17 protein-coding genes are annotated in these 15,726 nt (G+C 72.7%); 13 read left to right on the top strand and 4 right to left on the bottom strand.

Going from position 1 to position 15,726, the window contains the following annotated elements; translation table 11 throughout:
- Positions 1-44 precede the first annotated feature (44 nt).
- The 9 genes from ABIC30_RS03525 (at position 45) to ABIC30_RS03485 (ending at position 8,413) form a co-directional block, all read left to right on the top strand.
- Positions 45-1,343, top strand: a complete 1,299-nt coding sequence (locus ABIC30_RS03525) for a glutamate-5-semialdehyde dehydrogenase (protein WP_020091480.1) — start codon at positions 45-47, stop codon at positions 1,341-1,343.
- Positions 1,344-1,362: 19 nt separating this feature from the next.
- Positions 1,363-2,022 (top strand): nicotinate-nucleotide adenylyltransferase, encoded by a 660-nt coding sequence (locus ABIC30_RS03520; protein WP_026604674.1) that lies wholly within the window; start codon positions 1,363-1,365, stop codon positions 2,020-2,022.
- Positions 2,023-2,151: 129 nt separating this feature from the next.
- Complete coding sequence (gene rsfS / locus ABIC30_RS03515) at positions 2,152-2,484, top strand: ribosome silencing factor (RefSeq protein ID WP_085986769.1); 333 nt, start codon at positions 2,152-2,154, stop codon at positions 2,482-2,484.
- A gap of 15 nt (positions 2,485-2,499) precedes the next feature.
- Positions 2,500-2,994, top strand: a complete 495-nt coding sequence (gene rlmH / locus ABIC30_RS03510) for a 23S rRNA (pseudouridine(1915)-N(3))-methyltransferase RlmH (RefSeq protein WP_020091477.1) — start codon at positions 2,500-2,502, stop codon at positions 2,992-2,994.
- Positions 2,995-3,006: 12 nt separating this feature from the next.
- Positions 3,007-4,362 carry a murein hydrolase activator EnvC family protein gene (locus ABIC30_RS03505; protein WP_020091476.1) on the top strand — a complete coding sequence of 452 codons (1,356 nt, stop codon included), beginning with the start codon at positions 3,007-3,009 and terminating at the stop codon, positions 4,360-4,362.
- Positions 4,362-5,699 (top strand): S41 family peptidase, encoded by a 1,338-nt coding sequence (locus ABIC30_RS03500; RefSeq protein ID WP_020091475.1) that lies wholly within the window; start codon positions 4,362-4,364, stop codon positions 5,697-5,699. Before ABIC30_RS03505 ends, ABIC30_RS03500 begins: the two co-directional genes overlap by 1 nt.
- Positions 5,700-5,874: 175 nt before the next feature.
- A complete protein-coding gene (locus tag ABIC30_RS03495) occupies positions 5,875-7,110 on the top strand; it encodes a divergent polysaccharide deacetylase family protein (RefSeq protein WP_354454076.1) in 1,236 nt (411 codons plus the stop codon).
- 94 nt (positions 7,111-7,204) lie between these two features.
- A complete protein-coding gene (locus tag ABIC30_RS03490) occupies positions 7,205-7,759 on the top strand; it encodes an RNA pyrophosphohydrolase (protein ID WP_020091473.1) in 555 nt (184 codons plus the stop codon).
- Positions 7,760-7,783: 24 nt separating this feature from the next.
- Positions 7,784-8,413 carry a DUF2939 domain-containing protein gene (locus ABIC30_RS03485; protein WP_020091472.1) on the top strand — a complete coding sequence of 210 codons (630 nt, stop codon included), beginning with the start codon at positions 7,784-7,786 and terminating at the stop codon, positions 8,411-8,413.
- A 29-nt stretch (positions 8,414-8,442) separates the two neighbouring features.
- Here ABIC30_RS03485 and ABIC30_RS03480 read toward each other — a convergent pair whose 3' ends face one another.
- Together ABIC30_RS03480 and ABIC30_RS03475 are read right to left on the bottom strand one after the other, a co-directional pair.
- A complete protein-coding gene (locus tag ABIC30_RS03480; RefSeq protein ID WP_020091471.1) occupies positions 8,443-8,829 on the bottom strand; it encodes a hypothetical protein in 387 nt (128 codons plus the stop codon).
- A gap of 24 nt (positions 8,830-8,853) precedes the next feature.
- Complete coding sequence (locus ABIC30_RS03475) at positions 8,854-9,285, bottom strand: response regulator (protein ID WP_020091470.1); 432 nt, start codon at positions 9,283-9,285, stop codon at positions 8,854-8,856.
- A 207-nt stretch (positions 9,286-9,492) separates the two neighbouring features.
- On the opposite strand from ABIC30_RS03475, the gene ABIC30_RS03470 reads away from it, so the two are divergent.
- From ABIC30_RS03470 to ABIC30_RS03455, 4 genes are all read left to right on the top strand, one after another.
- Entirely contained in the window at positions 9,493-10,167 is a 675-nt protein-coding gene (locus tag ABIC30_RS03470) for a YoaK family protein (RefSeq protein ID WP_026604673.1), read from the top strand.
- Entirely contained in the window at positions 10,164-11,177 is a 1,014-nt protein-coding gene (locus ABIC30_RS03465) for a WD40 repeat domain-containing protein (protein ID WP_100250921.1), read from the top strand. Before ABIC30_RS03470 ends, ABIC30_RS03465 begins: the two co-directional genes overlap by 4 nt.
- Positions 11,178-11,269: 92 nt before the next feature.
- Positions 11,270-11,794 (top strand): DUF2937 family protein, encoded by a 525-nt coding sequence (locus ABIC30_RS03460; protein ID WP_020091467.1) that lies wholly within the window; start codon positions 11,270-11,272, stop codon positions 11,792-11,794.
- 106 nt (positions 11,795-11,900) lie between these two features.
- Positions 11,901-13,139 carry a peptide ABC transporter permease gene (locus ABIC30_RS03455; RefSeq protein ID WP_091924401.1) on the top strand — a complete coding sequence of 413 codons (1,239 nt, stop codon included), beginning with the start codon at positions 11,901-11,903 and terminating at the stop codon, positions 13,137-13,139.
- 4 nt (positions 13,140-13,143) lie between these two features.
- Here ABIC30_RS03455 and ABIC30_RS03450 read toward each other — a convergent pair whose 3' ends face one another.
- Both ABIC30_RS03450 and ABIC30_RS03445 read right to left on the bottom strand, forming a co-directional pair.
- Positions 13,144-14,157 (bottom strand): alpha/beta hydrolase, encoded by a 1,014-nt coding sequence (locus ABIC30_RS03450; protein ID WP_020091465.1) that lies wholly within the window; start codon positions 14,155-14,157, stop codon positions 13,144-13,146.
- 115 nt (positions 14,158-14,272) lie between these two features.
- Positions 14,273-15,655, bottom strand: a complete 1,383-nt coding sequence (locus ABIC30_RS03445; RefSeq protein ID WP_354454071.1) for an RsmB/NOP family class I SAM-dependent RNA methyltransferase — start codon at positions 15,653-15,655, stop codon at positions 14,273-14,275.
- Between the last annotated feature and the right edge of the window lie 71 nt (positions 15,656-15,726).

Raw genomic sequence — 15,726 nt, 5'->3', positions numbered from 1 at the left:
CGTCCGGGCCGCGCGCGCGGCCGTCGACAACCGAGGACGCCAGCGTGCCCGTCCTGAACCTGAGATCGGACTTCGCCGAGGCCGACGCCCTTCCGGAGCAGATGGCGGCGATCGGCCGCCGCGCGCGGGCGGCGGCGCGGCGCATGGCGCTGGCCTCGGCGCGGACGAAGGACGTCGCGCTCAAGCTGATCGCCGAGCGGATCCGCGCGAGCCGCGACGAGATCCTGGGCGAGAACGCCCGGGACGTGGCCGCCGCCCGGAGCGCTGGCCAGACCGCCGCGCTGATCGACCGTCTCACGCTCGACCCCGGGCGCCTCGCGGCCATCGCGGACGCGGTCGAGAAGGTCGGGTCGCTCGCCGACCCGGTCGGGCGCCAGCTCGCCGCGATCGAGCGGCCGAACGGCCTCCTGATCGAGCGCATCGCGGTGCCGCTCGGCGTCGTCGGCGTCATCTTCGAGGCGCGCCCCAACGTGACGGCGGATGCCGGCGCGCTCTGCCTCAAGGCCGGCAACGCCGCGATCCTCCGGGCCGGCTCGGACAGCCATCGCAGTGCGATGGCGATCGCGAAGGCCATGAGCCGCGGGCTCGCCGATGCGGGCCTGCCGGAGGACGCGATCCAGCTCGTGCCGACCCGCGACCGCGCCGCGGTCGGGCTGATGCTCGCGGGCCTCGACGGCTGCGTCGACGTGATCGTCCCGCGCGGCGGCCGCGGCCTCGTGGAGCGCGTCCAGGCCGAGGCGCGCGTGCCGGTCTTCGCCCATCTCGACGGTATCAACCACGTCTACGTCGCCGCGGCGGCGGACCTCGACATGGCCCGCAGCGTGCTGCTCAACAGCAAGATGCGTCGCACCAGCGTCTGCGGCGCAGCCGAGACCCTGCTGGTCGACCGCGCCTGCGCGGCGACGCATCTCGCGCCGCTGGTCCAGGCCCTGCTCGACGCCGGCTGCGCCGTCCGGGGCGATGCCGCGACGCGCGCGGTCGATCCCCGGGTGACGGACGCTTCCGAGCAGGACTGGCACACCGAGTACCTCGACGCGATCATCGCGGTGCGGGTGGTGGACGGGATCGAGGCCGCCATCGAGCACATCGAGACCTACGGCTCGCATCACACCGACGCGATCATCACCGAGAACGACGCCGAGGCGACCCGTTTCCTGGCCGAGGTCGACTCGGCGATCGTCACCCACAACGCCTCCACGCAGTTCGCCGACGGCGGCGAGTTCGGCTTCGGGGCCGAGATCGGCATCGCCACGGGGCGGATGCACGCGCGCGGGCCGGTGGGCGTCGAGCAGCTGACCACGTTCAAGTACCGGGTCCACGGCAGCGGCCAGATCCGCCCGTGACGCGCACTGACGGTTCGGCGTGCGGCTGACCCTGCCGCCGAGCGCTCCCGGCATGCGGATCGGCCTCTACGGCGGATCCTTCAATCCCGCCCATCTGGGCCACCGGCACGTGACGCTCGCGGCCCTGCGTCGGCTCGGGCTCGACCGGGTCTGGTGGCTGGTGAGCCCGGGGAACCCGCTCAAGAGCCGGAGTGCTCTCCCCTCCGTCGCGGCGCGGTGCGATCAGGCGCGCCAGATCGCCCGGCACCCGCGGATCGCCGTGACCGGGATCGAGGCTGCGCTCGGCGTCCGCTTCACGGTGCAGACGCTGCGCTTCCTCACGCGCCGGTGCCCGGGCGTTCACTTCGTCTGGGTCATGGGAGCCGATTCCCTCGGGACCTTCCATCGCTGGAAGGGCTTCGCCGAGATCGCCCGCCTCGTGCCGATCGCCGTCATCGACCGGCCCGGCTTCACCATGACGCCGCTGAGTGCCCGCGCGGCCCGACGCCTGGCCGGTGCCCGGGTCCCCGAGGCGGCGGCGTCGACGCTCGCGCTGCGGTCGCCGCCGGCCTGGATGTTCCTGCACGGGCCGCGCTCGACCCTGTCGTCCACGCAGATCCGCGCGCGCACGGGTCGGGGGACGGCGCCGCCGAAGCCTGCGCGGTTGCAATCGCGGCCCGATACCGCCAATTTCACCTGATCCCGCAAGGCCCGACGTCGCCGTGCGGCAGAACGAGGAACCAGGACTCTGCCCGAAACCAGTCACACGGAGACGATCCGCACCCCCGTCCAAGCCCCGGTCGAAGCCGGTCAGGCGCGCTCGGACGACCTGAAGGCGCTCGCCCTCGAATGCCTCGACGACATGAAGGCCGAGGAGACGATCGCGATCGATCTGGCCGGTAAGACCTCGCTCGCCGACACGATGATCATCACGTCGGGTCGCTCGCAGCGTCACGTCGGCTCGATCGCCGACAAGATCATCCAGGAAATGAAGAATCGTGGCTACGGGAACGCCCGGGTCGAGGGCATGCCGGCCTGCGACTGGGTGCTGATCGACGCCGGCGACGTGCTGGTGCACATCTTCCGCCCCGAGGTCCGCGGCTTCTACAATCTCGAGAAGATGTGGGGCGCCGACCGCCCCGTCGGGATCGCGGCCGGCTAGGCCGGATCCGAATCCGTGCGCCTGGTCCTGGCCGCGGTCGGACGGCTGAAGGCCGGGCCGGAGCGCGAACTCGCGTCACGATATCGCGACCGCGCCGCGCAACTCGGACGCGGCCTCGGCTTCCCGTCCTGCGACAGCGTCGAGATCCCGGAATCCCGCGCCCGCCGCGCCCCGGACCGGTGCGTCGAGGAGGCGGCGGCGCTCGCGACCCATCTGCCCGCGGGCGGTGTCCTCGTCGCCTACGACGAGCGCGGTCGGGCCGATCTCGCCAGCGAGGCCATGGCCGAGCGCGTCGCCGCTTGGCGCGACGCGGCCCGGCCGGCCCTGGTCGTGGTGATCGGCGGGCCGGACGGGCTGGACGCCTCAATTCGGACGCGCGCGGAGCTGATCCTGTCGTTCGGGGCCGCCACCCTGCCCCACGGACTCGTTCGCGTGCTCGCCCTCGAACAACTCTATCGCAGCCTCACCATCCTGGCCGGTCACCCGTACCATCGCGGTGAGGCGGGCTGAGCGGCCGTGAGGATGTCCGAGCCCGAGTCGAAGCCTGGGTCGCGGCGCGCGCGCGCGGCACTCGCCCTGCTGGCCGCGCTGTCGATCACTGTCGCCGCGCGCGCCGAGACCCCGAAGCCCACGGATCCCGAGGCGATCCAGCGGGCCAACGAGGAGCGGGAGCGCCGGGCCGAGAACCTGAAGCGCGTGCAGGACGCCCTCGCCGCCAGCGCCGGACAGCGCGCGCAGTTCGAATCCGAGATCGCGGCGATCGGGTCCGACCGCGCGAAGCTCGACACCGCCCTCCTCGACGCGAATCGACAGGCGCAGGCGACGGAAGACCGCCTCAGCCGCCTGGAGGAGCGCCTGAAGGCGATGAGCGAGAGCGAGGCCGCGATCCGGCACTCGCTGCAGGGTCGGCGCGGCATCGTCGCCGAGATCCTGGCGGCGCTCCAGCGGATGGGCCGCCGCCCGCCGCCGGCGGTGCTGGTGAGCCCCGAGGACGTGCTGGCCGCGATCCGGACCTCGATGCTGCTCGGTGCCGTGGTGCCGGAACTGCGCGGCGAGGTGGACACGCTCGCGGCCGATCTCGCGGAAATGATCAGGCTGCGCGGTTTGATCGCGCAGGACAAGGAAGGCCTCTCGAACGACCTCGCCGGCTGGGCGCGCGAGCAGCAGCGCCTGCAGGCCCTGGTCGCCGCCCGGCGCGCGCGGCAGGCGGAGGTGGAGAGCGGCCTCACGGCCGAGCGGCGCCGCGCCACCGAGCTCGGCGCGCAGGCCAAGAACCTGAAGGACCTGCTCGACCGCACAGAGGCGGAGGTCGCCGCGGCGAAGCGCTCCGCCGAGGAGGCCAAGGCTGCCGCGGAGCGCGAGGTGCGCATCACGCAGGAGCGGTTCGCCGCGGCCGGCTTCCGCGATCCGGCGCGGCTCGCGCCCAAAGTGCATTTCGCCGAGGCGCGGGGCGAAGTGCCGCGGCCGGTGAGCGGACGCGTCGCACGCGGCTTCAATCAGCCCGACGGCAACGGCGGGACGACCCGCGGCGTGTCGTTCACGACCCGCCCGAAGGCGTCGGTCTCGTCCCCGGCCGACGGGTGGGTGCAGTTCGCCGGGCCGTTTCGGTCCTATGGCCAACTCTTGATCATCAACGCGGGCGACGGCTACTATCTTCTGCTCGCGGGAATGGACCAGATCAGCGTCGAGGTCGGTCAGTTCGTGCTCGCGGGCGAACCGGTCGGCAGCATGGGCGACAGGGGTGGGGGTCCCGGCGGGTCCGAGGGTGATCCCACGCTCTACGTCGAGTTCAAGAAGGACGGCGGCTCCATCGATCCGGAGCCGTGGTGGGCGAAGAGCCCGAATAATACGGTACTTGGCGAGAAGGTTCGCGGCTGATGCGCAAGACTTCCCTGATCATGCTCGGCGCCTTCCTCGGTGCCGGAACGTCCATGGTGGCGACCCAGACCGACTTCTTGTCGGGTCCGCGGGCCGTGGCCGCCTCGGCCGAGACCTACCGCCAGCTCAGCCTGTTCGGCGACGTCTTCGAGAAGGTCCGCACCGACTACGTCGAGAAGCCGGACGAGTCGAAGATGATCGAGGCGGCCGTCAACGGCATGCTGACGTCGCTCGACCCGCACTCGAGCTACATGGACGCCAAGGCGTTCCGCGACATGCAGACCACCACCCGCGGCGAGTTCGGCGGCCTCGGCATCGAGGTCACGATGGAGGACGGCTTGATCAAGGTCGTCACGCCGATCGACGACACCCCGGCGGCGAAGGCGGGCCTGCTCGCGAACGACATCATCACGCAGATCGATGACGACCAGGTCCAGGGCCTCACCCTGAACCAGGCGGTCGACAAGATGCGCGGCCCGGTCAACTCGAGCGTCAAGCTCAAGATCAGCCGCAAGGAGTCGAAGGACCCGATCGACGTCACGCTCACCCGCGACGTGATCAAGATCAAGCCGGTGCGCTCGAAGATCGAGGGTGGCGACGTCGCCTACATCCGCCTGACCCAGTTCAACGAGCAGACCTTCGACGGGATGCGGGCCGCCATCGACAAGCTCACGGGCGAGATCGGTGCCGACAAGATCAAGGGCTACATCGTCGACCTGCGCAACAACCCGGGCGGGCTGCTCGATCAGGCCGTGATGGTCTCCGACGCCTTCCTCGATCGCGGCGAGATCGTCTCCACCCGCGGCCGCAACCCGGACGAGACGCAGCGGTTCTCGGCCAAGGCCGGCGATCTGACCAAGGGCAAGCCCATCGTGGTGCTGGTCAACGGCGGTTCCGCCTCGGCCTCCGAGATCGTGGCCGGCGCCCTTCAGGATCACAAGCGCGCGACCATCATGGGCACGCGCTCCTTCGGCAAGGGCTCGGTCCAGTCGATCATCCCCCTCGGCGGCTCGGGCGCCCTCCGGCTCACCACGGCGCGCTACTACACGCCGTCGGGCCGCTCGATCCAGGCCAAGGGCATCGAGCCGGACGTCGAGGTCACGCAGGACGTGCCGGACGAGCTCAAGGGCAAGGACGAGACCAAGGGTGAGGCCGGGCTGAAGGGCCACCTGAAGCAGAAGGACACCGACGAGCGCGGCGGATCCTCCGCCTACGTCCCGCCGGATCCGGCCAAGGACAAGCAGCTGATCTCGGCCGTCGACTTCCTCCACGGCATCCAGAAGGGCGCCGCCAACGGCACGCCCGCGCAGCAGCAGAAGCCGAGCCTGCCGAACTGATCGCGCGGTAACCCCGCGCCGCTCTGACCCGATCCCGTCCGGCCTCCCGCCGGGCGGGATTTCCCGTTCTGGGACCGGGCGTTAGCGGAACGTTAACCATACCCGGCCGCAATGGATGCGAGGGTTGGGACCGCGCCGACCGGCGCAAGAACCGCGATCCCGTATCGAGAGCCGCTTGACCGAGTCCACCGACGATATCCTCACGCGCCCCCTCGGGGTGCCGGAGGCGGCGCCGGAGCAGCCCGCAGGCCGGATCGGACGGCTGATCGCGGCTGCCCGCAGGCCCCAGGTCGCGGCCGCGGCGCTCGCGGCCGGCTTCGCGGTGGCGGCCGGCCTGGTGCTCGCGCTGGGCGACCCCCAGGGCGGTGAACCCCGGGTCCAGGTGGCGATCGCGACGCGCGAACCCGCGCCCCATCCGGCCGCACAGGCCCCCGTCGCCCAGCAGCCCCAGGTCATCACGACGGCGCCGGGAACGGCGCCCCTCCAGCGCAGCGCCGAGGAGGTCGAGACCGCGTCCGGCGTGACGGTCGTGCGCCCGGCCGGCAGCGGGCCGAGCGAGGCGGTGGTGATCCGCGTGCCGCCGCCGAGCGCCCCCCGTCTCGCCCAGGCCCCCGACCCGCGGATCAGCGAGGCGGGCCGCCACGGTCTCATGCCGAAGCTCGGCGAGGGCCGCATCCGCGCCCTCGACGTCTACGCCCGGACCGAGGAGGCCGGCAGCGGGCCGCGCATCGCGATCGTGGTGACCGGTCTCGGCGTCGGTCAGGCCGCGACCGCGGGCGCCACCGCGCGCCTGCCCGCCGCCGTGAGCCTCGCCTTCCTGCCCTACGGGGGCGAGGCCGAGCGCGCCGCGGCGCGCGCGCGGGACGCCGGCCACGAGATCTTCCTGCAACTCCCGATGGAACCCTTCGACTATCCCGACAGCGATCCGGGTCCGCAGACGCTGCTGACCGCGCTGCGGGGACCGGAGAACGCGGACCGCCTCGCCTGGGCGATGAGCCGCTTCCCGGGCTACGTCGGCGCGGTGAACTTCATGGGCTCCAAGCTGATGGCCGACGCGGCTTTCGAGCCGGTCCTGCGCGAAATCGGTGCCCGCGGTCTCGGGTTCCTCGATGACGGCACGGCTCCGAAACCCGCGGCGGCGCCCGCCAACAAGGGCAAGACGCCGGTGGCCCGTGCCGAGATCGTCCTCGACGCCACGCCGCGCGCCGACGCGATCGACGCCGCGCTCGCCCAGGCCGAAGCCCGGGCCCGCGCCAACGGCTTCGCCCTGGTCTCGGCGACCGGGACGCCGCTGAGCATCGATCGGATCGCCCGCTGGGCGAAGGAGATCGACTCGCGCGGGCTGCGCCTCGTGCCGGCGAGCGTGGCGCTGCGGGGCGCCCGCGACAAGCGGGTCTCGACTGCCGATTGAGCGTGTCCGTGTCCAAAGTCAGCGCAAGTAGATCCGGCGCCTTCCGGGCCGGTGAAGACTTGGTCGACGTTGCCGCCTCGCCTCCCCCTGACCTATGGTCGCCGCGATGGTAACGGATTCCGACCCGGGCATCGCCCTGCCCTACCGCCCCTGCGTGGGCATCGCCCTGATCGCGCCGTCCGGCGGCGTCTTCGTCGGGCGCCGCAGAAAGGATGCCGGTCCCGAGCACGTCGACGGTCCGCACATGTGGCAGATGCCGCAGGGCGGCATCGATCCCGGCGAGGACGCGGAGGCCGCCGCCCGCCGCGAGCTCTACGAGGAAACCAACGTTCCGCCTGAGGCCGTGAAGCTCCTGGCCGAGATTCCGGACTGGCTCCCCTACGATCTGCCGCCGGCGGTGATGAAGCAGGCTTGGAAGGGCCGCTACCGCGGACAGACGCAGAAATGGTTCGCCTACGGCTTCGTCGGCAGCGAGGATCTGATCGACGTGCTCCGGCCCGGCGGCGGCGCCCACAAGGCGGAGTTCGACGCCTGGCGGTGGGCGCGATTTTCCGAGCTTCCGGACCTGATCGTTCCCTTCAAGCGGCCGGTCTACGAGCGCGTCGTCGCCGCCTTCGCCGGCCTCGATCGATGGGCGGCGCGGTCATGACCGCGCGGACGGGGCGCTGAGGCCGTGCGCTGGCTCGCGGTCCCGGTCGCCCTCGCCCTGGCGTGGCTCGCCTTCACGATGAGCCCGCTCTGGTCGCTCTACGACCTGGCGCAGGCGGTGCGCCGGCACGATGCCGCCTATGTCGAGAGCCACGTGAACTTCCGGACGCTGCGCCTGTCGCTCGTCCGGCAGATAACCGCCGCGATGCGCGCGGCGTCCGAGACCGATCCCGACCTCGAGCCCCGCGACCGCCAGCGTCTCAACGACGCCGCCTACGGCCTCGCCCTGGCGCTCGCCGAGACGATGGTGACGCCGGAGACGGTGATGGACCTGCTGGCCAATGGCTGGCCCGACAAGCTCGACCTCGAGCGCCCGGCCGGCACACGGCCGGAGGGCCTGGTCATCCGCGGCCTCGGGCGGCTAATGCCGTACTACGCGGCCCTGGAGATGCGCGGCTTCCGCGCGGTCGTGATCCCGATCCCGCCGGAAGGGTCGCGCGCCGAGCGCACGCGGATCCGGCTGCGGCTGCGCGGCCTGAGCTGGCGCCTGGTGGATATCGAGATGGCGGAGATGCTGCGCGCGCAGATCGCCGCCAAGCTCAGCCGCGCCCTGGCACGCGCCAAGATCGGGGCCAGTGCCGGCGAGGAGCGCTGAGAGGGCGCGGCAGCCTGGACGGCGAGGCGCTATTTCGCCTTCGGCTCGCCCGGCGCGTTCTTGGGCTCGCGCGCCGCGGCCTTGGGCTCGCGCGCCTCGATCAGGTCCTCGGCCTTCTCCTCGTCGGTGTCGCCGCTCTGCTCGATAGTCTTGCCCGGATTAGCGAGCAGGGAGCGCACGATCCCCAGCAGAACCTCGCACTCGCCGGGGAACTTGTAGCTCTCGAGGACGATCGCGGCGTCGCGCAGAGTCCGCAGATCGCGCACCAGCTGGGCGTTGGCGTCCTCGCGCAGCTCGCTTTTCTTGGCGATAGCCTCCTCGATCTGCGCGCCCTTCACGTCGCAGGCGGCCCGGGCCGGCGATGCGACGACCGCGGCGGCGAGTGCGAGACCGAGTGCGGGAAGAGAGCGCCACATGGCGGGTATCCTCGAAGATCCAGTTCAGAGGGTGTGCAGGGGCGCGGCGCGCAGGACATCCTGCGTCAGCGCCACGAGTTGGCTCGGACGGTAGGGCTTCGGCACGAAGACCGAGCCCGGAACGGCCTCGCAGCCCGCCAGGGAAGCCCGGCCCCCGGAGGTGTAGACGACCGGGAGGTCGGGCGAGAGCCGGCGGGCGCACCGGGCGAGCGACAGGCCGTCCGTGTTGCGGGCCAGATCGATATCGGTGAAGAGCAGGTCGACGCTCTCCCGGGCCAGGATCGCCTCGGCTTCCCAGGCATCCGCGGCGGTGAGCACCCGGTACCCCTCTTCGAGGAGCGCCTCGGCGGCCAGCTCGCACACGGTCGGCTCATCCTCGACGACCAGGATCGTGGCGGCGCCCCGGTCCGGGACGGGTAGGGTCGGGCAGACGAACGCGGCGGCGAACGGAACCATGACGCAACTCCCACTCACCCGGCGGGGGCACGGTGTTCCCGAGCCGGATCGCTGGGGCAACGACCCCTTCCGACGCGGCGTTCACCGTGTTTGCATCGAATTGCTCGGGTTTGGTGAGCGGCGCGTTAACCGCGGCCCGTCACCCCTGAACGAAGGCATCCGAATGGTTAACAGAGCGTTACCGATCTGCGACCGCGGGGCCGAACCGTGAACCGCCCGGCTCAGTTGGGCGTCGGCCTGCTCCTCACCGGTATGGCCGGCTACGTCGACGCCCTCGGCTTCGTACGGCTCGGCGGCCTCTACACATCCTTCATGAGCGGCAACACCACGCAGCTCGCCGTTCTCGGCGCCCAGGTCGAGCTGCACCACATGATCCTCCCGGCGATCCTGATCCTGGCGTTCCTGACGGGATCGGTCCTCGGGAGCGGGCTGGCGATCCTGGTGCCGCCGCGCTGGGCGACGCCGGCGGTCCTCGCCTACGAGTCGCTCCTGATCCTCGCCGGTCTGGGGCTCGGACTCCAGTCGCCCGAGCTCGGCGTCGCGGCCTTCTTCGTCGCCTTGGCGATGGGATCCCAGAACGCGGTCCTGGCGCAGGTGAAAGGCTTCCGGGCCGGCACCACCTTCGTCACCGGCGCGCTGTTCAGCCTCGGCCAGAAGATCGCGCAGGCCCTGACCCGCACCGGAGATCCGCTAGGCTGGCTCGGCGACGCCTCCGTCTGGATCTCGCTACTGTTCGGCGCCTACCTGGGCGCGCGGGCCTATCAGCAATTCGGTCTCTACGCGCTGATCGCCCCGGCGGCGATCTCGGGTGGCCTGGCGTTGATTACCGCCTTCCTGGTCTTGCGCACCGCGCCGCCGGCCGCAAATGTCCCCCCGACATGAGCAGCCCCGTCAGCAACCCGTCCCTCACCAGTCACGTCGCCGCGCTGGAGCCCGGCGAGCACGTGCTCGCCGCGCATTTCCTGAAGGACGTGCCGGCCCTGGCGCTCAGCGACGGCACGGTCGCGCTGGTGCGGGAGGACGGGATCGCCCGCGTCGCCGCCCATCCCGACAGCGGGATCCTCGTCGCGGCCGGCGGAGTCGACCGGCTGCTCACCGGGGGCGACGACGGCCGCGTGGTGGCGATTCGCGCCGACGGCGCGACGGAGCAGCTCGGCCTCGCCAAGGGCGGCGCCTGGATCGACGCGCTCGCCGCCCATCCCGACGGTGCGGTGGCGTGGTCGGCCGGCCGGACCGTCGTGGCCCGCGACGCGAAGGGCCGCGAGAAGACCTTCGAGGCGCCGTCCTCCGCCCGCGGCCTCGTCTTCGCGCCCAAGGGCTACCGGCTCGGCGTCGCCCACTACAACGGCGTGAGCCTCTGGTACCCCAATCTGGAGACGCCCGCAGAGGTCATCACCTGGAAGGGCTCGCATATCGACGTCACGTGGTCGCCGGACGGGCGCTTCGTAGTGTCGACCATGCAGGAGAACAGCCTGCACGGCTGGCGCCTCCAGCCGGACCGCGGGCACATGCGGATGTCGGGCTATCCCGGCAAGGTCCGCTCGATGTCGTGGTCGTTCGACGGGAACTGGCTCGCCACCAGCGGGGCCGAGGCGGCGATCGTGTGGCCCTTCGACTCCAAGGAAGGTCCGACCGGCAAGGCCCCGCGGGAATGCGGCGTCCGCCCGGCCCGTGTCTCCCGCGTGGCGTTCCACCCGAAGGCGCCGGTCCTGGCCATGGGCTACGAGGACGGCTGCATCCTGCTCGTCCGCTTCACCGACGCGGCCGAGTTGCTGGTGCGACCGGCCGTCCAGGGGAGCGGCGTCACGGCGCTCGGCTGGGACGCGCGCGGCGGCCGCCTGCTGTTCGGCTGCGCCGACGGCAAGGCCGGCCTCCTCACGCTGCCGGGCTGAGACGCCGGGTCAGGGGTCGTCGCACCCGCGGCTGGAACCACCGCCCCGCGCATGCTCTTTGTCGGGGGTCGATTCCCCGCCGGAGGCCAGGCATGTTTCGCGTGTTCCGCACCTTCGGCCTCGCCCTCGGCCTGCTCGGAGGCTTGGTCGCCGCGCAGGCCCCAGAATTCGCGCAGCAATACGCGCAGCGCCTCGGGGGCGCCGCGGACGAGCTCCGTCGGCAGGTGGCGGTCCTCGAATCCGACGCGCAGGCGTCCGGGACGACGCGCGAGGGCGCCGTCGACCGGCTGCGCGCCAACCCGGACCAGCTCGTCGCCCGCCGCGGCGAGGCCGCGCGGGCCGACATCGCCCGTCTCGCCCGCCTGAGCGCCCAGCAGCAGGCCCTGAGTGCGGCGACGAGCCCACTCGGACGTGTGGTGGCGATGCTCCGCGACCCTGACGTGCCGGTGGCCGAGGCCGCCTATCACGACTTCAGCCCGGCCGTGCCCACGAACGCCGACGGCTTGGCCGCGGGTCTGATCGGGTTCTTCGTCGCGTGGGGCGGCTGGCGCGTCGCCTCGGATGTCGGCCGGCGGGCCGCACGCCGGCGCCCGCGGGAGACCGCGACCGTCGCCTGAGCGCCGTTCGCGCGGGCCAGACTGTGGCGCAACGTCTACAGCAGCTTGCGCGAGCCTTGCGTATCGAGCAGGGATCCGGCCGTCCCGGTCCGGGAGAAGGCGCAAGATGCCGCGCGCGTCGAACTCCACCACCATCGATCCGGCGCTCGACGCCGCCGCGCTGCTGCGGCGTATCGGCTTCTTCGGCCTCTTCGTGGTTCTCCCCGTCCTCGCACAGGTCGCCCGCCGCGCCTCGGTGATCCTCGCGCCGATCGCCGTGATCCTCCTGATCATCGCCAGCGTCATCGACCGGCGCCAGCGTCCGGTCCGACCGGCGACCTATCGCCTCCTGACGGCTCCGGCCTTCCTGGCGGGCATGCTGGTCGTGCTGTGGTCGGCGCTCTCGCTGACCTGGACGCCCTTCCTCGGGCCGGCGCTAGAGCGGCTGGCCAATCTCGGCGCAACCATCGGCCTCGCCCTCCTGGGCTACCTCGCCCTCCCCGACAGGATGCGCTCGGCCAACCTCTACCTCCTGCCGCTCGGTGTCGTGGCAGGCGCGATCGTGGCGATCATGCTCGGGCTGTTCGGCGCCCACATCGCGCCGCCCGGCGTCGAGGATGACGGGGCCCTCGATCGCGGCCTCGTCCTGCTCATCCTGCTGCTCTGGCCGGCCCTCGCGTGGCTGCGGTCCCGCCGCCGCGACCGGGAGGCGCTGGGCCTCGCGCTGCTCGTCGCCCTGGCGCTCACGGTCCAGCCAGACGGGACGCAGATCGCCGCCCTGTCGGTCGGTGCCGTCGCCTTCGCGGTGACGAGCTACCGGCCGAGGCTCGGGGTGACGCTCACCGCTCTCCTCTCGGCCGCCCTGCTGGCGGCGGCGCCGTTGCTCCCCTTCCTGGCGCGGCCGGTTGGCGCCGCTCTCTTCGGGCCGGTCGCACCCGCGGTGCTGTCGCTGAAGAGCTGGCAGAAGGTCGTCACCTCCGATCCGGTGCGGCTGATCACCGGGCACGGCTTCGAGACGGCCCTGCGCGGACGCCTGGTCGGCCTCCTGCCGGCCAACGCACCGACCACGGCGCTCTTCGAGTTCTGGTACGAGCTCGGCATCGTCGGCGCCCTCGCCGCCGCCTTCGCCCTCTACGCCTCGATCCGGCGGGCCGGCCGGGACGGCCCGGCCCTCGTTCCCGGCGCGATGGGCTGCTTCGCCGCCGCCTTCACGGTGGCCTGCCTGAGCGTCGGGCTGACTGCCGTCTGGTGGCTCACGACGATCGCCATCGCGATCGTGGTCTTCGTCGCGGTGGAGCGCGGCCAGTTCCGGACCAGCCGGCCGAAGGTCGCCAAGCTGCATCGCATGCAGACGCGGGGGGAGTGAGCGGTCAGGCGCGCAGGAAACCGTGCAGGCGGATCCAGGCCAGGAAAAGGCCCGGCCAGGCCGCCACGGGTGTCCCGGGCGCGCCGAGCCCGAAGCCGTGGCCGCCGCGCTCGAACAGGTGCAGCTCGGCCGGCACCCGCGCCTTGCGCAGCGCCGAGAACATCAGCAGCGGGTGGTCGGCCACGGCGACGGGGTCGTCGATCGCCTGGACCAAAAAGGTCGGCGGCGTCTCCGGCCCGACCTGCAGATCCACCGAGTAGGTCTTCATCTCGTCGGGGGTGACCTCGTCGCCGACCAGGATGCGGCGGGTCGCGGTCCGGTCGAACGGCTTGCGCATGGTGATGACGGGGTAGATCAGACCGGCCAGCACCGGCCGGGTCGGCTGGGCGTCGGCGGTGTCGACGCCCGCGTACAGGTCCCGGGCGCTCCCGACGGCGGTCTCGCCCATCAGGTGGCCGCCCGCCGAGAAGCCGAGGACGCCGACCCGCGCGGGATCGATGCCGAACTCAGCGCCGCGCGCCCGGACCAGCCGGAGGGCGCGCTGCGCGTCCTGCCGCGGCGCGTCCGGCCCCGAGCCCCAGCCCTCCGCGGGCAGGCGGTAGACGAGGAGGAAGACCGTGATGCCGGCGGCGTTCAGGACGCGGCCGACCGGGACGCCCTCGTTACCGAGGGCGATGAACTCGTAGCCGCCGCCCGCCGCAACGATCATCGCGGCGCCGTTCGGGTTGGCCGGACGCATGACCAGCAGACAGGGCCGCGCGACCCGGGTGACGTCGCCGAAGGTCCCCTCGACGTAGCGGTAGCCGTCCGGGTTCGGCCCGTCACCGCCGCCCGGCGGCGCGCCGGGCCACAGCTCGATCACCTGCAGATCCGCGCCGGGCAGCGAGCGCGGCAGAGCCCGGATCGACTCGTGCGGCGCGGGCTGCGGTGCCGTCTCCGCCGGCCCTTCCGCCCGGGCGTTGCGCAGCCCGAGGACGCTTCCGAGACCGGCGAGCAGGAGACGGCGGTCGAGGCGCAAAGGCATCTCCCGGGTGAGGCCGCGCGCGGGACCGCCCCCCGGCGAGCCCGGCTCCCGCGGGAGCGCGGGGGCAACGCCCAAGGACGCGAGGCGGGTTCCGTCGCGGCGGCGCGCCTCAGCTCTTTCGCGCGATGACGGCGACGTAGAAGCCGTCGGTCCCGGTCCGCAGCGGGCTCATCTGGATCCCGTGGGCCGTCTTCCGCACGGCTGACCGGAGCGAATCCGGCCCTGTTGCCAGCACCTCGTCCGCGGGGACGACGTCGAAGCGGCCGCGCCAGCCCGACAGGAGGCCGGAGACGGCGGCGTCGTTCTCCGCCGAGAGCAGCGAGCAGGTGATGTAGACGATCCGGCCGCCGGGCCTGACGAGCCGCGCCGCCCGATCGAGCACCTGGGCCTGTTCGGCGGTCCGCAGCGCGAGACTTCCGGGCCGCAGCCGCCATTTGGCATCCGGATTCCGGCGCCACGTGCCGGACCCGGTGCAGGGCGCGTCGACCACCACCCGGTCGACCTTGCCGTCGAGATCCTCCAAGACGTCGGCGCGCGCCTTGCCGCTGCGCGGGGTTCGCACCTCGGCCAGCGCACCGGACCGGCGCAGGCGCTCGTGGATCGGCGCGAGCCGGCGCGGATCGCCGTCGGTGGCGATCAGGCGGGCGCCGTTGCCCGTCTCCGCCGCGAGGGTCAGGGTCTTGCCGCCGCCGCCCGCACAGAGGTCGACGATGGTCTCGCCGGCGCGCGGCGCGGCGAGGAGCGCGGCGAGCTGCGAGCCCTCATCCTGGATCTCGTACCAGCCCTCCAGGAACTCGGCCTCGACGTGGAGCGCCGGACCGCGCCCGTCGGCGCCGATCGGGACGCGCAGGCCCGCCGGCGCGTGCGGTGTCGGCGCGGCGTCGTAGGCCGCGAGCGCCGGCAGGATCGCGTCGCGGTCGCCGCGCAGGGCGTTCACGCGGATATCGAGGGGCGCGCGCCGCGCCAGCGCCTTCAGCTCCGGAACGAGGTCGTCGCCGAGCGTGGCCGCGAGGTCCGGGAGCACGAAGGCCGGCGCGTCGCCCGCCACCTCCGGCGGCGCATCCTGCAGCGTCCCGCCGTCGAGGCGCGCGCGCTCGTCGTCGCTGAGCGGGGCCGGCGCGAAGCGCTCGCCGGTGAACAGGGCCGCGACCGAAGCCGCCGCGAGCCCCTGCTGCAGGCGCAGTGCGCCGATGAGGACGGCGCGCGGCGTGTCCGCGCCCATGATCCAGGCCGCCGACGCCCGCCGCCGCAGGGCGTCGTAGACGAGGCTGGCGATGCCCGCGCGGTCGCCCGAGCCGGCGAAGCGGTGGGCGAGACCCCAGTCCTTGAGGGCGTCGGCGGCCGGCCGACGCCGCTCGGCGATATCGGTGAGGACTTCGATGGCGGCGGAGCAGCGAGCGGCGGGGGTCAGAGTTCGGATCCTTCGGAATGCCTCAGCGACGCTATGAACGACGCCGTGAACGATGACGCGAAACGGCCACGCTTGGCCCACGATGCCGCCACGTTACGGCCGAGCTTCCTGCACCTTCGCGGCGCAGACCGTGCTGCGGTCGGTCCGCCGTG

The sequence above is a fragment of the Methylobacterium sp. 1030 genome, from assembly GCF_040544715.1.
Classification (GTDB): Bacteria; Pseudomonadota; Alphaproteobacteria; order Rhizobiales; family Beijerinckiaceae; genus Methylobacterium.
This window is presented reverse-complemented; position numbering and strand designations above follow the sequence as displayed.

Excerpts from the sequence above, each read along its gene's own strand:
- ABIC30_RS03455 (WP_091924401.1), top strand. The coding sequence starts at position 11,901 with ATGCCGCGCGCGTCGAACTCCACCACCATCGATCCGGCGCTCGACGCC.
- ABIC30_RS03465 (WP_100250921.1), top strand. The coding sequence starts at position 10,164 with ATGAGCAGCCCCGTCAGCAACCCGTCCCTCACCAGTCACGTCGCCGCG.
- ABIC30_RS03480 (WP_020091471.1), bottom strand. The coding sequence starts at position 8,829 with ATGTGGCGCTCTCTTCCCGCACTCGGTCTCGCACTCGCCGCCGCGGTC.
- ABIC30_RS03500 (WP_020091475.1), top strand. The coding sequence starts at position 4,362 with ATGCGCAAGACTTCCCTGATCATGCTCGGCGCCTTCCTCGGTGCCGGA.
- ABIC30_RS03475 (WP_020091470.1), bottom strand. The coding sequence starts at position 9,285 with ATGGTTCCGTTCGCCGCCGCGTTCGTCTGCCCGACCCTACCCGTCCCG.
- ABIC30_RS03505 (WP_020091476.1), top strand. The coding sequence starts at position 3,007 with ATGTCCGAGCCCGAGTCGAAGCCTGGGTCGCGGCGCGCGCGCGCGGCA.
- ABIC30_RS03460 (WP_020091467.1), top strand. The coding sequence starts at position 11,270 with ATGTTTCGCGTGTTCCGCACCTTCGGCCTCGCCCTCGGCCTGCTCGGA.
- ABIC30_RS03490 (WP_020091473.1), top strand. The coding sequence starts at position 7,205 with ATGGTCGCCGCGATGGTAACGGATTCCGACCCGGGCATCGCCCTGCCC.